Source organism: Bradyrhizobium sp. SZCCHNPS1003 (genome assembly GCF_032381555.1).
In the GTDB taxonomy this organism is placed as follows: domain Bacteria; phylum Pseudomonadota; class Alphaproteobacteria; order Rhizobiales; family Xanthobacteraceae; genus Bradyrhizobium.
Genome location: NZ_JAUHIU010000005.1, coordinates 339794 through 353911, shown reverse-complemented (window position 1 = coordinate 353911; position 14118 = coordinate 339794). Strand labels below are relative to the sequence as shown.

12 protein-coding genes and 1 pseudogene are annotated in these 14118 nt (G+C 67.1%); 4 read left to right on the top strand and 9 right to left on the bottom strand.

The features are described 5' to 3' along the window. Positions 1 to 3: 3 nt before the first annotated feature. The 3 genes from QX126_RS11270 to QX126_RS11260 are packed head-to-tail and all read right to left on the bottom strand — an operon-like array spanning position 4 to position 2683. Positions 4 to 1440 carry a TIGR01777 family oxidoreductase gene (locus QX126_RS11270; protein WP_315780958.1) on the bottom strand — a complete coding sequence of 479 codons (1437 nt, stop codon included), beginning with the start codon at positions 1438 to 1440 and terminating at the stop codon, positions 4 to 6. Next, the gene (locus tag QX126_RS11265) at positions 1437 to 2096 is read right to left on the bottom strand and encodes a DUF4166 domain-containing protein (protein WP_315780956.1); all 660 of its coding nucleotides are present in this window, start codon (positions 2094 to 2096) and stop codon (positions 1437 to 1439) included. The genes QX126_RS11270 and QX126_RS11265 overlap by 4 nt, the downstream gene beginning before the upstream one ends. Before the next feature lie 17 nt (positions 2097 to 2113). Further along, the gene (locus QX126_RS11260; protein ID WP_315780954.1) at positions 2114 to 2683 is read right to left on the bottom strand and encodes a GbsR/MarR family transcriptional regulator; all 570 of its coding nucleotides are present in this window, start codon (positions 2681 to 2683) and stop codon (positions 2114 to 2116) included. A 149-nt stretch (positions 2684 to 2832) separates the two neighbouring features. Between QX126_RS11260 and QX126_RS11255 the strand changes: the two genes are divergently transcribed. Continuing rightward, entirely contained in the window at positions 2833 to 3642 is an 810-nt protein-coding gene (locus tag QX126_RS11255; RefSeq protein WP_315776566.1) for a class I SAM-dependent methyltransferase, read from the top strand. A 117-nt stretch (positions 3643 to 3759) separates the two neighbouring features. Here the strand turns inward: QX126_RS11255 and QX126_RS11250 are convergent, their stop codons facing one another. The 5 genes from QX126_RS11250 to QX126_RS11230 all read right to left on the bottom strand — a co-directional run bounded on the left by QX126_RS11250 (position 3760) and on the right by QX126_RS11230 (position 8622). Beyond that, positions 3760 to 4062 (bottom strand): acylphosphatase, encoded by a 303-nt coding sequence (locus QX126_RS11250; RefSeq protein ID WP_315737684.1) that lies wholly within the window; start codon positions 4060 to 4062, stop codon positions 3760 to 3762. After that, the gene (locus QX126_RS11245) at positions 4059 to 4925 is read right to left on the bottom strand and encodes an isocitrate lyase/PEP mutase family protein (protein WP_315780952.1); all 867 of its coding nucleotides are present in this window, start codon (positions 4923 to 4925) and stop codon (positions 4059 to 4061) included. Before QX126_RS11245 ends, QX126_RS11250 begins: the two co-directional genes overlap by 4 nt. Before the next feature lie 110 nt (positions 4926 to 5035). Further along, positions 5036 to 7051 (bottom strand): acetyl/propionyl/methylcrotonyl-CoA carboxylase subunit alpha, encoded by a 2016-nt coding sequence (locus QX126_RS11240; protein WP_315780950.1) that lies wholly within the window; start codon positions 7049 to 7051, stop codon positions 5036 to 5038. Between the two features lie 156 nt (positions 7052 to 7207). Then, positions 7208 to 7426: a hypothetical protein gene (locus QX126_RS11235; RefSeq protein WP_315737681.1), complete on the bottom strand. Its 219-nt coding sequence runs from the start codon at positions 7424 to 7426 to the stop codon at positions 7208 to 7210. Between the two features lie 68 nt (positions 7427 to 7494). Then, positions 7495 to 8622, bottom strand: a complete 1128-nt coding sequence (locus QX126_RS11230; protein ID WP_315780948.1) for a putative zinc-binding peptidase — start codon at positions 8620 to 8622, stop codon at positions 7495 to 7497. 226 nt (positions 8623 to 8848) lie between these two features. Here QX126_RS11230 and QX126_RS11225 point away from each other — a divergent pair, with 226 nt between their 5' ends. From QX126_RS11225 to QX126_RS11215, 3 genes and pseudogenes are all read left to right on the top strand, one after another. Further along, the gene (locus QX126_RS11225; protein WP_315780946.1) at positions 8849 to 11314 is read left to right on the top strand and encodes a PAS domain-containing protein; all 2466 of its coding nucleotides are present in this window, start codon (positions 8849 to 8851) and stop codon (positions 11312 to 11314) included. Positions 11315 to 11341: 27 nt separating this feature from the next. Beyond that, a pseudogene (locus QX126_RS11220) lies at positions 11342 to 11638 on the top strand (MFS transporter); the annotation flags it as partial. Between the two features lie 22 nt (positions 11639 to 11660). Beyond that, a complete protein-coding gene (locus QX126_RS11215; RefSeq protein ID WP_315780944.1) occupies positions 11661 to 12911 on the top strand; it encodes an arsenic transporter in 1251 nt (416 codons plus the stop codon). 47 nt (positions 12912 to 12958) lie between these two features. On the opposite strand, the gene QX126_RS11210 is transcribed toward QX126_RS11215, so the two are convergent. Next, positions 12959 to 14083 (bottom strand): NAD(P)/FAD-dependent oxidoreductase, encoded by a 1125-nt coding sequence (locus QX126_RS11210; RefSeq protein WP_315737738.1) that lies wholly within the window; start codon positions 14081 to 14083, stop codon positions 12959 to 12961. Between the last annotated feature and the right edge of the window lie 35 nt (positions 14084 to 14118).

Sequence of the window (14118 nt, the reverse complement as noted above, 5' to 3'; positions counted from 1 at the left end):
CGCTCACAGGATGGCTTCGAGCGCGCTGCGCAGGCTCTGATGGCGGAACACGAAACCGCTCGACAACGCCTTGTTCGGCACCACGCGCTGGCCGCCGAGCAAAAGCTCCTCGGCGAGGTCGCCGCCGATCCGGCGCAGCAGGCCGGCGGGAACGCGCAGCAGCGCCGGGCGCCGCAGGCAGCGCGCGAGCTCGGCGGCGAAGGCGAGGTTGCGCACTGGCAGCGGCGCCGTCGCGTTGATGGGACCGGTGATGCTGTCGGTCGCAACGACATGCGCGATCAGCCGGATCAGGTCGTCGCGCTCGATCCAGGACATCCATTGCAGGCCGGAGCCGAATGGCCCGCCCAGGCCGAATTCGAACGGCGTCAGCATCCGCGCCAGGAAGCCGCCGTCGCGGCCGACGACGAGACCGATCCGCAGCAATGCGACGCGGACGCCATGTGCTTCGGCACCGCGAGCCGCCTGCTCCCAGGCGTCGCAGAGGTCATGACTGAAGCAGGCATGCGACTTGGCGGATTCGGTCAGCGGCTGGTCCTGCCACAGGCCGTACCAGCCGATCGCCGAGCCGTTGACCAATACCCTCGGCTTGCGGTCGAGCCGCGCAATCAGAGAGACGACGGCTTCCGTCGTAGCCAGCCGCGACTGCAGGATCGTCGCGCGCTTGGCCGCCGTCCACGGTGCGTTGCCGATCGGCTCGCCGGCGAGATTGACGATCGCGTCGATGCGGATGTCGGAGGCGAGCTGATCGAGACCGGTGATCAAGGTCAGCGGCGCCGGCAACATTGCGGCCTTGGCCGGGTCGCGCACCAGGGCGACGACATGATGGCCGGCCGCGGCGAGACTGGCCGCCAGCCGCGCGCCGATGAAGCCGGTCGCACCGGTGATGAGAATGGTCTGCGCCGCCGGCAGCGCCGCGACCAGCCCAGCGGCATCCGGCCGTGACATCCGCGCGAGGCGCCGCGCCGCGGCGAAGTCGCGCAGACCGCATAGGCCTGCGCCAGCCGCGGCGGCAGCCGCAATCCAGCTCAGCACGCCGGCATAGGCCGGCACGATTGCCGAAGGCCACATCGCCCAGCCGATCAGCAGCGGCACCAGCAGCATCAGGATCGCGCCGTAGTTGATGGCGAGCAGCGTGTGATTGATACGCTCGCTCGGTGGCAGCCTGCGCGTCAGATCCTCCTCGACGAAATCGGTCAAGGTGATGGCGATCTCGGCCACGAGCACCGCGAGCACGAGGATTGCGAACAATCCATGCACCTCGCACCAGCCGAGGACGGCGAACAGCAGCGCATAGAGCACGTTGCGGATACCGTGCAGCTTGAGCTCGCCCTGCTGCGACGGCCGCCACGCCAGGCGCTCGGTGAACTCATGGTGATAGAAGGTGTCGAACACGCCCATCACGATCTGGAGCGCGATCAGGGACCAGAGCAGCGGCGTCATGGTGTGGACTCCCGGAACACGGCGCTCTGGCGGATGATGCGCCCGAAGCGCGGGTGGGTGATCTCGAGCGAGAAGCGAAAGACGCCGCTGCCGAGATCGGAATGGGTGACGGTGAGGTCGCCGGGCGCGAGCCATGCCGGCAACGCCCAGCGCCGGCCGGCGAAGTCGAACGTGTAGCCGGCGCCATGGAAATGAAGCGCGCCATCGGCGACGCCGACGCGCAGGCTCATGCTGAGGCCCCAGCCGAGATACTCCTCGAGTCCCGTCGGACCGGCGAAGCGCTTGGCGGAATGGATCACCTGCGGGAAGCCATGCGGGCGCCCGCAGATGCGCGTCCAGATCTGGCCGCCTCTCGCCGCGTCCTCCGTCACCGCGACGATCATCGGCACACCGATGTCCGCGCGCGTCGGCAGCGGCCCGCCGATCACCCGTGCCAGATGCGCGAACCAGAAGCCGGCACGGCTGATCTCGGCCTGATCGACCTCGCCGACATAGACGACGGTGGCGCCATCGGCGAGTTTCTTGGAGAAGCGGCGCCAGATCGACACCGGCAGTCGTCCCCAGTCTTCGGCGGACAGCAGCGCGCGGAACCTGTGATCATCATGGAGCCGGGCGCTGGAGGGCGTTGAAAGTCCGAGATGTCGCATGGTGACCATGACGCCCTCCACTCTCCTCAAGCGCTGCCGGACCTGGACCTTCCCGACGGCAACAGATTTGCAATCTTCTCGCCGAGCTTGATCAGCGCGACGAGACGCGGCCGCGGCACCTTCAGCATCTGCACGTACCAGCGGTCGATCAGCTCGGTGAACGCCAGCATGTCTTTCAGACGCTTGGCTGCGACCGCGCTGATCGTGGGATCGCCGGTCGCTTCCGCGACGCAGGCGCGCAGCGCCGCGATGGCCGGATCGATCTCGCGTTCCTTGCGGCCGGCCGCGATCCGCTGCGCTACCTCCCAGATGTCGGTCTCGGCCTCGAAATGATCGCGGCGGTCGCCGAGGATCGGCACGCGCCGGATCAAGCCCCAGGCGAGCAGCTCCTTCAGCGAGTTCGAGACATTGGAACGGGCCATGCCGAGCGTGTCGGCGATGTCCTCCGCCGTCATCGGCTTCTCGGCGAGATACAGCAGGCCGTGGATCTGGCTCACCGAGCGGTTCACGCCCCACTGGTCGCCCATGTCGCCCCAGTTGAGGATGAAGCGCTCGACGGCGGGCGGAAGCTTCCGATTGCCTGGTGTTTCTGTCATAACAGAAATATCTGACCGCAGAGAGTGAATGTCAAGGGCGTCTTATTTGAACCGGGCGGGTGGCCGGCAAGACGGATGTTACAGCGCCCATTTTGCGCGCGCCGAGACCGCCTGATCCCCGCCTGCCCCATCTGCAACAGGAGCAAGCCATGACGGCATCCGACAAGGCTTTCACCGGATCGATCCCGCAGATCTACGATCAACTGCTGGTGCCCTTGATCTTCGTGCCCTACGCGCAGGATCTTGCGCGGCGCATCGCGGCCTGCCTGCCGCGCGACGTGCTGGAGACGGCGGCGGGCACCGGCGTGGTCACGAGGGCGCTGCACGCGCAACTGCCGCCGGAGGTCCGGATCACCGCCACCGACCTCAACGAGCCGATGCTCGCACAGGCGAAGACGCATCTCGCCACCGAGAGCCGCATCGCATTTCGTCAAGCGGATGCGCTGGCCCTGCCCTTTGCCGACGCGAGCTTCGATGCCGTCGCATGTCAGTTCGGCGCGATGTTCTTCCCCGATCGCGTCAAGGGTTATGCTGAGGCCCGCCGCGTGCTCAGGCCCGGAGGACGTTTCGTCTTCAATGTCTGGGACCGGATCGAGGAGAACGAAATCCCTCACGTCGTTCACGAGACGTTGCAGCAGGTGTTCCCCGAAAACCCGCCGCAGTTCTTCACCCGGACTCCGCACGGCTACTACGACACCGGGCGGATCGAGGCCGATCTGACAGCAGCGGGCTTCACCGATATCGTGATCGAGACGGTTGCACATCGCAGCCGCGCCGCCTCGCCACATCAGTCGGCAATGGCGTTCTGCCAGGGCACGCCGATGCGCGGCGAGATCGAAGCGCGCGGCACGCCCGGCCTCGCAGCCGTCACGCAGGCGGCCGCGGACGCGCTGGCGCGCCGGTTCGGCGACGGACCGATCGAGGGCCGCATACAGGCGCTGGTGATCTCCGCGGCGTGAGCAACAGCGGCCGCTCTACGGTGCACCGCGGGTGAAATGCACCCGCAGCAGGACCAAAGCCGTCCAGAACAGGAAGCCGACAAATGTGCACGATCGGTAGTCGGCAACGGAAGACGACTACGCCGTCTGCAGCACCGAGAACGATTCGCCGGGCCGACGCAATGCGAGCTGATCGACCGTCCCGGCGACGTCGATCACGTCGTCGACACGCGCAGCCGGCGGCCCTTTGCGGCAGGCCGTGACCATCGCCGCGACGTCATCGGCGGGACCGGCGAAGACCGCCTCGACGCTGCGGTCGCTGCGGTTGCGGACCCAGCCTTCGAGCCCGTTGAGGATGGCCTGGTCCTCGACCCAGGCGCGGTAGCCGACGCCCTGGACGCGGCCGCGGACCGTGACGTGGACGATGGCGCGACCGATCATGAACCAAGCCCCAGGAACTCGCGAAGCCTCTTCTTCACGTCGCCATCGCGCATGACGCGCGCGGTCAGCTCGGCCGACGGCAGCCCCTTGAGCTGCTTCGGTGAGGCGCCCTCGCGCAGCGCCTTCAGCGTCTCATACACCGCCTGCGTCGCTGCCGCGATCGGTGCATGGCCCTGCAGCGCGACGCGGACGCGGCGCGAGGCGAGATAGCCGAGATCGGACATCTCCTCCGGCGCGCCACCGAGCACGATCGGCAATGTGGTGACTGCCGCAATTGCATCGAGCTGATGACGCGAGGTGATGCCGGTGAAGAACAGGCCGTCGACGCCGCAGGCCTCGTAGGCCTTGGCGCGCGCGATGGCGTCGTCGAGCGAGGCGATGGAGACGGCCCCGGTTCGCCCCAGAATGACCAGCGCGGGATCGCCTCGGCCGTCGAGCGCTGCCCTCACCTTGCCGACCCCTTCGGCAAGCGAGATCAACTGCGGCTTCGCCTCGCCAAAAGCCTGCGGCAGCAGCGTATCCTCGATGGTGAGACCCGCGGCACCGGCCGCCTCCAGCTCCTGCACCGTGCGGCGCACGTTCATCGCATTGCCATAGCCGTGATCGGCATCGACCAGCACCGGCAGCGCGGCGGCGCGCGACATCCGCCGCATCTGCTCCGCCAACTCGGTCAACGTGATCAGCGCGATGTCGGGATCGCCGAGGACGGCGAGCGAGGCAGCCGAACCGCCGAACATGCCGAGCTCAAAGCCGAGATCTTCGGCGATGCGGATCGAGATCGCGTCGTACACCGAGCCCGGATGGATGCAGCGATCGCCGGCGAGGATCGCACGGAGCGCCTCTCTGCGTGCACGGAAGGTCATCCTCGCCCCCTCTTTCCCGTCATTGCGAGGAGCGAAGCGACGAAGCATTCCAGAGCTATCTGTCGAGCTCTGGATTGCGTCGCTGCGCTCGCAATGACGATGACTGCTGCTTACGCAAACTCCAAGATCAGCGCGTCCACCGCAAGCGTAGCGCCGGCTGTCGCGTGGATCTTCTTCACCGTACCGTCCTGCTCGGCGCGCAGCACGTTCTGCATCTTCATGGCTTCGACCACGGCGAGCGTCTCGCCGGCCTTGACCTCCTGCCCTTCGGTCACGGCGATCGAGACCACGAGGCCGGGCATCGGGCACAACAGCTTCTTGCCGCTGTCGCCGGCGGCGACGACCGGCATCAGCCGCGCCGCGGTCGCCTCGGCTTCCGTGTAGACGTAGACCGGCGCCTCGACGCCCTGATGCGCGAGCCGCACGCCGTTCGCAATGAGGCGCGTCTGCACCGCGATGGCAGCGCCATCGATGGTGCCGTGCCAGACCGCGTCGCCCGGTTTCCAGTCCGACACCAACTGATGCGCCGCGCCGACCTTGCCGTCGGCCCCGACGAAGCGGACCGTGATCGCGCCGTTCTCCCTGGTGATGTCGAGCAGGATCTCGTCACGCCCGAGCCACACCGCGCGGCGGCCCTGCCGCCTCACAGGCCGGCCGATCATCTGCTGCGAGATCTGCCGCTTGCGCTCGCCGAGCACGTGGTCGATCGCAGCACCCACCGCCGCCAGCCGGCGCGCGATCTCGCCTTCCGGCGCACGCGCGGCAAAGCCCTTCGGAAACTCCTCGGCGATGAAACCGGTCGACAGCCGGCCCTCGCGCCAGCGCGGATGGTTCATCAGCGCCGACAGGAACGGGATGTTGTGGCGGATGCCGTCGACATAGAAGGCGTCGAGCGCGGTCGACTGCGCCTCGATCGCGGCAGCCCGCGATGGCGCATGGGTGACCAGCTTGGCGATCATCGGATCGTAGTAGATCGAGATCTCGCCGCCCTCCTGCACGCCGGTGTCGTTGCGCACGGTGATGCCGTCCGCCTTGCTCTCGGCCGGCGGGCGATACTTCACGAGGCGCCCGATCGACGGCAGGAAGCTGCGGAACGGATCTTCCGCATAGACGCGCGACTCCACCGCCCAGCCGGTCAGCGCGACGTCCTTCTGCGCAAGCGCGAGCTTCTCGCCGGCGGCGACGCAGATCATCTGCTCGACGAGATCGATGCCGGTGACGAGCTCGGTCACCGGATGCTCGACCTGCAGGCGGGTGTTCATCTCCAGGAAATAGAAGCTCTTGTCCTGGCCGGCGACGAACTCCACGGTGCCAGCGGAGTCGTAGTTCACGGCCTTGGCGAGCGCGACCGCCTGCTCGCCCATCTTGCGCCTTGTCTCCTCGTCGAGCAGCGGCGACGGCGCCTCCTCGATGACCTTCTGGTTGCGGCGCTGGATCGAGCACTCGCGCTCGCCGAGATAGATCACGTTGCCATGCTTGTCACCGAGCACCTGGATCTCGATGTGGCGGGGATCGATGATGAACTTCTCGATGAAGACGCGGTCGTCGCCGAACGAGGCCTTGGCCTCGGCCTTGGCGAGGTTGAAGCCCTCGGTCACCTCGGCGGTCGAATGCGCGATGCGCATGCCCTTGCCGCCGCCGCCGGCGGAGGCCTTGATCATCACGGGATAGCCGATCTCGTCGGCGATGCGCACCGCGTGCCTGTCGTCCTCGATGACGCCGAGGAAGCCGGGCACGGTCGACACGTTGGCTTTGGCGGCTGCCTTCTTCGATTCGATCTTGTCGCCCATCGCGGCGATGGCGCCGGGGTTGGGGCCGATGAAGACGATGCCAGCCTCGGCCAGCGCCCGCGGAAACGCCTCGCGCTCGGACAGGAAGCCGTAGCCCGGATGCACCGCCTCGGCGCCGGTCTTGCGGCAGGCCTCGACGATGCGATCGATCAGGAGATAGCTCTCGGCGGCGGCGGGCGGGCCGATCAGCACGGCATCATCGGCCATCTCGACATGAAGCGCATCGCGGTCGGCTTCCGAATAGACCGCAACGGTCCGGATTCCCATGCGGCGGGCGGTCTTGATGACCCGGCAGGCGATCTCGCCGCGGTTCGCGATCAGAATGGTTTTGAACATTTCTTGCTTGATACCTTTGGGCGGGCTCCCCGCTCGTGGCACAGGCGTAACACCGCGAGCTTGACCGGTTCGTCTATACCAAAATCGCCCGCGCGCAACCCGCCTCTCGTCCCGCCCCTGCCGTCCGGCGAGGCATGCCAGCCGCGTCCCTTGCCGTCAGCCGGAATAGCTGTGGAAACGTCCGCGGGCATAGGCGTGCGACACCGCCTTCATCAGCTCGCCGACCTCGGTCTCGAGAAAATCGTTCGCAACGATCAGGGCACGAATGGCCGCCCGCGGATCGCCCCCGCAGGCAGCAATGGCCTGGTCCACGGCGGCGTCCAGCGCGAGGTCTTCGGTGTCCGCGGCATCGGTCTTGGATTGCGATCTGGGCATGCGCGATGACGGTCCTCGCTCCGGTCACGCCGCCATGTTCACTTTATGTTCGAAGGAGTCAAGGCGGATCACGCCACCCCGATCTCTTCCTGCTGCGGCTCGGCCTGTGGCTTTTCGGGAGCCAGAGCGACAGACTCTTGCTGTGCGCCCTGCCGCACCAGATGGTGGACGAAGCCGAGCTTGCCGATGACCGGCGGCGTCAGGATGAATGGATAGAGATCGCGCGCGCCCATCGCCCGTGCGACGCTGTTCATGGCGAAGGTGAATGGCAGCCAGGCGTTGACGATGGTGTCGAAGTCCTCCGCGACGTACGGATCGAAGGTGACACGCGCCGTCAGCCCGCCGATCTGGTCGGCCGGCGGGTCGATCTCGATGCCGAACTCAGAGGCCATCTCCAGCGTATCGACGATGTGGAGGTAGTGCGCCCAGGTCTCGGCAAAATCCTCCCACGGATGCGTGGTGGCGTAGGCCGAAACGAAATTGTCCTGCCAGTCCACCGGCGGCCCCTGATCGTAGTGCCGCCTCAGCGCCTCGCCGTAGTCCTGGGTATCGTCGCCGAACACGGCCCGGCATTCGTCGAGCTTGCCAGCGTCGCGCACCAGCACGTCCCAGAAATAGTGTCCGACCTCGTGACGGAAATGGCCGAGCAAGGTCCGGTATGGCTCGTCCATCTCGAGCCGGCGCCGCTCGCGCTCGAAGTCGTCGGCCTCTGCGAGGGCGATGGTGACGAGGCCGTTGTCGTGGCCGGTCATGACCTTCTGCTGGCCGGCGGGGTCATCGGCGAGGAAGTTGAAGATCAGCCCGTGATCGGGGTCCTCGATCCGTGTCTTCACAGGGAGCTTCCATCGGATCAGCGAGTAGAACAGTCGGTGCTTGGCCACCTCCAGCTCGCGCCATCCCGCGAGCTGCGCGGGATCGGACAGATTGGGAATGGTGCCGTTGTGCCGGCAGGCGCGGCAGAAGCCTGCGGTCTCGCCGGTCTCGAGCAGCCAGTTGCAGGCGTCGTGCTCGGCATTGGCGCAGAAGAAGCGCCCCGTCCCGTGGTCGGCGAGCGTCCGAAAGCCCTCCTCCGCCGGCTCGATCGCCGACAGGATCTGGCGCTCCGGCATGAAGGCGAGCTGATGGCCACAGCGCCCGCAGCTCCGATTCTCGAAGTACAGGATGTTCGTGCAGACCTGACAGACGAAGAGCTTCACGGCGTGGACCTACGTGTTGCGGTGTTCAGGGCCTGACGACGCACGACAGTAACAGTCCGTTCCGGGAGCGCGGAACTTTTTGTCTGCCCCGACGTTCTCGTCATGCCGGCGTTTGCCCGCCTTAATCTCTGGTCAGTTTGCTTTCCTTGGTCTCAATGTCGCCAAGCTTCCGAACACCCGCGATGGAATTCTCGGGCGACTGCTCGCCACATCAGTGCAGGTCAGCATGAACAGCGCGGACGCGCCCAGAGACGAAGTGAGGCCGGAGGCTGCCGCCGACGCGCTGCGCCAGCATATCGAGGAGATCGCGCGCGATCGCGATGAGGCCTATCGCGCGCTGCAGGAACGCGAGGCGGAGCTCGCGCGCATCCAGCGGATCGCCCGGGTCGGCGGCGTCGAGGTCGACCTGCGCGAAGGCTACCGCAACCGCCGCTCCCCCGAATACCTGATCATTCACGGCCTGCCGCCGGAAGCCGTTCACGAGACTCACGAAGACTGGGTCAGGCGCGTCCATCCCGACGACCGCGTCAAGGCCGAGCAGGACTTCATCGCCGCGGTCAAGAGCAAGCAGGAGGACTACACCACCGAATACCGCATCATCCGTCCCAGCGATGGCGAGATCCGGTGGGTCCGCGTCATCGCCCGCATCGAGCGCGACTGGAACGGCCGCGCCATCCGCCTGGTCGGCGCGCATATCGATGTCACCGACCAGATGCTGGCGCAGGCCAAGCTGCGCGAGAGCGAGGAGCGCTTCCGGCTGATCGCCGACAGCGCCCCGGTGCCGATCTGGGTGACGAAGCTCGACCGCACCCGCTCCTTCGTCAATCGCGCCTATGTCGATTTCCTCGGCCTGCCCCATGACGAGACGCTGGCCTTCGACTGGCGCAAGGTGCTGCATCCCGAGGATCTTCCGCGCATCCTGGAGCAGCAGCAATCGGGAGAGCGCTCGCTGAAGCCGTTCTTCCTCGAGGCGCGCTACCGCCGCGCCGACGGCGAATGGCGCTGGCTGCGCTCGGAATCGCAGCCGCGCTGGGACGCGAACGGCAAACATGTCGGATTCATCGGCGTCGCTCACGACGTCACGGCCGCCAAGCAGGCCGAGATCGAGCTGCGCCGCATCAACGAGACCCTCGAAGAGCGGATCAAGGAGCGCACCGCCCAACTCGAGGCCAATGAAGCGCGCATGCGCGCGATCTTCGACACCAGCAATCAGTATCAGGCCATCCTCGACGTCGAGGGCCGCGTGCTGCATGCCAACCGCATCGCGGTCGCCGGCATGCGCGCCGGTGAAGTGAACGTCATCGGCCAGCCGCTCTGGGATGCGCCCTGGTTCACCCATACGCCGGGCGTGACCGAGATGCTGCGCAAGGCGTTCGCCCGCGTTCTCTCCGGCGAGAGCTTTCGGACCGAGATGCGGCTCGATTTCGCCAGCGGCCAGCGACATTTCGAGCTTTCGATGCGGCCTCTGTTCGACCAGCATGACGTGGTCACCGGCGCGGTCGCCGAGGCGGTCGACGTCACCGAGCGCATCCAGGGCGAGGAGCTGTTGCGGCAGTCGCAGAAGATGGAGGCGATCGGCCAGCTCACCGGCGGCGTCGCGCACGATTTCAACAACCTGCTCACCATCATCCGCTCGGCCACCGACTTCCTGCGCCGCCGCGATCTCCCCGAGGAGCGGCGCCGGCGCTATGTCGACGCGATCTCCGAGACGGTGGAGCGCGCCTCGAAGCTGACCGCGCAACTTCTGGCCTTCGCGCGGCGGCAACCCTTGACGCCGCAGGTGTTCAATGTTGGCGAGCAGGTCGAGAATGTCGTGCAGCTGATCCGTCCTCTCGTCGGCGGCCGCATCCAGATCGAGCTCGCGGTCACGAACAGCGGACTGTTCACCCTCGCCGACGTCGCGCAATTCCAGACTGCGCTGATCAACCTCGCCGTCAATGCGCGCGACGCCATGAACGGTGAAGGACATCTGAAAATCGGCGTGCAGCGGACCGAGAGCATCCCGGCCTTGCGTGGCCAGGGCCCCCGGCCCGGTGCCTTCATCGCGATCTCGGTCGCCGACACTGGGGGCGGCATCGCGCCTCAACACCTCAACGCGATCTTCGAACCCTTCTTCACCACCAAGGAGGTCGGCAAGGGCACGGGCCTCGGCCTCAGCCAGGCATTCGGCTTCGCCAAGCAGTCCGAAGGCGACATCGCGGTCGACAGCCGCATCGGCCACGGCGCGACCTTCACGATCTACCTGCCGCAGGCCACGGCACCGCAATCCGGCACGGAAGCCGGCTCCGCGCGCATCGAGCCGGCGACCATCGGGCGCGGCTACCGCGTGCTCGTGGTCGAGGACAATGACGAGGTGGGGCAGTTCTCGACCGAGCTGCTCGAGGACCTCGGCTATGTGACGCGCCGCGTCGCCAATGCCGCCGATGCACTGGCAATCCTGGCGAACGACGAATTCGCGGTCGACCTCGTGTTCTCCGACGTCATCATGCCCGGCATCAACGGCCTGGAGCTCGCCGGCATCATCCGCGACCGCTATCCCGGCCTGCCGGTGGTGCTGACATCCGGCTACAGCCACGTGCTCGCGGAGAACGCCCATCACGGCTTCGAGCTGATCAAGAAGCCCTATTCGGTGGAGTCGCTGTCGCGCATCCTGCGCAAGGCGATGGCCGAGAAGGCGCCGCTGCCGCGCTGAGTAGGTAGTGCGCGCTTCGCGCGCCCCGGCGCCGGCATCTTCGGCGCGATCATGCCGGTGATCGTCGCGGACCTGATGCGCGGCACCGGCCGCTTCAACATTACTCAGGGCGCCGTGATTACAGCGCAGAGCATTGGCGCGGCGCTGTCGACCGCGCTAGCAGGCCCGGTCGTCGTCCATGGCGGCTACATCGCCGCATTCCTGGCCCTCGGCGCGGCCGCCGCGCTCGCCGTGATCGTATGCTGGCGGCTGCTTCCCGAGACCGGTGGAACGGAGGCCGCGCATCCGGATGCGGCGTCCTCGCCCGCTATCCCCGCCGAATGATTTGCTCTATCGATCCCTGATCATGTCCCTGCAAGATACCTGGCTCGCTTACGCCATCATCATTCCCGCCACCGCCGGCGTCATCATCCGCCCGTTTCGGCTGCCCGAGGCCGTGTGGGCCGTCGCCGGCGCGATCCTGTTGGTCGCGCTCGGCCTGCTGCCTGTCGCTGATGCGCTCACCGGCATCCGCAAGGGCGTCGACGTCTATCTGTTCCTGATCGGCATGATGCTGATTGCCGAGCTGGCCCGCCGCGAGGGCTTGTTCGACTATCTCGCGGCGTATGCCGTGGAGCATGCGCGCGGCTCGCCGCAACTCCTGTTCCTGTTGGTCTATGCGGTCGGCACTCTGGTCACCGTGGTGCTCTCCAACGATGCCACCGCGATCGTGCTGACGCCGGCCGTCTATGCTGCCACGCGCGCCGCCGGCGCTTCGCCGCTGCCCTATCTCTACGTCTGCGCCTTCATCGCCAATGCCGCGAGCTTCGTGCTGCCGATCTCCAATCCGGCCAATCTGGTCGTGTTCGGTGAACGCATGCCGCATCTCACCGAATGGCTGCGCCAGTTCACTTTGCCCTCGATGGCCGCGATCGCCCTGACCTATGTCGCGCTGTGGCTGACCCAGCGCCGCGCGCTTCGTGAGGAAACGCTGCGGACCGATGTCGACAAGCCGCATCTGAGCCGCGAGGGCCGGCTCGCCGCGGTCGGAATCATGGCGATTGCCGCCGTGCTGCTGACCGCCTCGGCGCTCGACGTGCAACTGGGCTTGCCGACCTTCGTCTGTGGCGTGGTCACGGCGGCCGCGATCCTGCTGATCAGCCGGCAGTCGCCATGGCCCACGATCAAAGGCGTGTCCTGGGGCGTGCTGCCGCTGGCCGGCGGCCTGTTCGTGATGGTCGAAGGCCTGAACCGGGCCGGCGCGATCGGCCAGCTCAGCGCCTGGCTGCACCAGGGCGTTACCGGCTCACCGGCTGGCGCCGCCTGGGCCGCGGGCCTGATCACGGCGATCGCCGACAACATCGCCAACAATCTTCCCGTCGGACTGGTCGCCGGCTCGGTGGCGGCCAGCGATCACCTGTCGCATGAGGTCATCCGTGCAATTCTGATCGGCGTCGATCTCGGCCCCAACATCTCGGTGACCGGCTCGCTCGCCACCATCCTGTGGCTGACCGCCCTGCGGCGCGAAAAAATCGAGGTGTCCGCCTGGCAGTTTCTCAAGATCGGACTCGTAGCAACGCCGCCAGCGCTGATCGCGGCGCTGGCCGCAGCGATCTGACATCGATGTGATGGCGGTGGGCACGGTGACGAAGGCGGGAGCCCGCCCTACCTCTCCAGGGCACCGTTGAAGAAGTCGACGAGCCCGAATGGTGCGCTGTCGCCGAGGCAGAGCTTGAGGATTTGATGCGCGCCTGCGGCCGCCGACGAGCTGCGCGGGAATAGCGCTGCTTCGTAGATGGCGAGTGCCGCTTCGATGTCGCCGGGGTGGGCAGCGATCGCCTTGCCGAGCTCGGCGCCGTCGAACATCGCCAGGTTCGCGCCCTCGCCGGCCGGCGGCGCCAGGTGCGCGGCATCACCGAGAAGCGTCACCCCAGGCACACGGTCCCACCGATGGTCGTTCGGAAGCGTGTGGATCATGCGCGGGACCGGCGGGGTTTCGCCGTCGGTGATCAGCGCGGTGAGCGCAGGCGCCCATCCGTCGAACTCGGCCGCAATTCGCGCCGTCGCGGCGGCAGCGTCCATGAAGTCGATGCCGGCGATCCACTCGGCGGAGCGGTTCAGCGCGACGTAGGCGTGAAGAACCTGTCCTGCCTCACGGTGCGCGCAGATCCCCTGTCCCGGAGCGAGCGCGAACAATGCGCCGCCGCCGACTGCTTCGGCCGCCGCGGTGTGCCGCTCGTCGGCGTCATGCAGGTAGGTCTCAACGAACGTCGTGCCGACATATTCTGGCTTGGCGGCCGACAGCAGGGGCCGGACCTTCGACCAGGCGCCGTCGGCGCCGACCAGCAGGCTCGTGACCACGCTCGCCCCGTCCGCGAATCTCAGCTCGTGCCTGTGGTCGCCGAGGCGCACGACGCCGGTCAGCTTCTTGCCCCACTGGATCGTCTCAGCTGGCAGGGACTCGAGAAGAATCCGCCGCAGATCACCCCGCAGCACCTCGGGGCGTCGGCCGTCATCGGGCTGCGCGAGCAGCACCGTGCCATGCCGGTCAAGCACGCGCGACGCCGCGCCGCCCTCATGGATGATCTCACGGAACGCATCGATGAGGCCGGCGTCTGCGAGGGCACGTTGCCCGTCGTGCTCGTGAATATCGAGCTGGCCGCCTTGCGCCCGGGTCTCGGCAGATGGCTCCGCCTCATAGATCGTAGCCGGGATACCGTGGACATGGAGGACGCGTGCGAGCGTAAGGCCGCCGAGGCCCGCGCCGACGATCGTGACGGGTGTCGTCATCATCTGCCTTTCAAATTGACTGGAACGTCGTTCCA

Coding starts and splice junctions, on each gene's coding strand:
- QX126_RS11270 (WP_315780958.1), bottom strand. CDS start 1,440: ATGACGCCGCTGCTCTGGTCCCTGATCGCGCTCCAGATCGTGATGGGC.
- QX126_RS11265 (WP_315780956.1), bottom strand. CDS start 2,096: ATGGTCACCATGCGACATCTCGGACTTTCAACGCCCTCCAGCGCCCGG.
- QX126_RS11260 (WP_315780954.1), bottom strand. CDS start 2,683: ATGACAGAAACACCAGGCAATCGGAAGCTTCCGCCCGCCGTCGAGCGC.
- QX126_RS11255 (WP_315776566.1), top strand. CDS start 2,833: ATGACGGCATCCGACAAGGCTTTCACCGGATCGATCCCGCAGATCTAC.
- QX126_RS11250 (WP_315737684.1), bottom strand. CDS start 4,062: ATGATCGGTCGCGCCATCGTCCACGTCACGGTCCGCGGCCGCGTCCAG.
- QX126_RS11245 (WP_315780952.1), bottom strand. CDS start 4,925: ATGACCTTCCGTGCACGCAGAGAGGCGCTCCGTGCGATCCTCGCCGGC.
- QX126_RS11240 (WP_315780950.1), bottom strand. CDS start 7,051: ATGTTCAAAACCATTCTGATCGCGAACCGCGGCGAGATCGCCTGCCGG.
- QX126_RS11235 (WP_315737681.1), bottom strand. CDS start 7,426: ATGCCCAGATCGCAATCCAAGACCGATGCCGCGGACACCGAAGACCTC.
- QX126_RS11225 (WP_315780946.1), top strand. CDS start 8,849: ATGAACAGCGCGGACGCGCCCAGAGACGAAGTGAGGCCGGAGGCTGCC.
- QX126_RS11215 (WP_315780944.1), top strand. CDS start 11,661: ATGTCCCTGCAAGATACCTGGCTCGCTTACGCCATCATCATTCCCGCC.
- QX126_RS11210 (WP_315737738.1), bottom strand. CDS start 14,083: ATGACGACACCCGTCACGATCGTCGGCGCGGGCCTCGGCGGCCTTACG.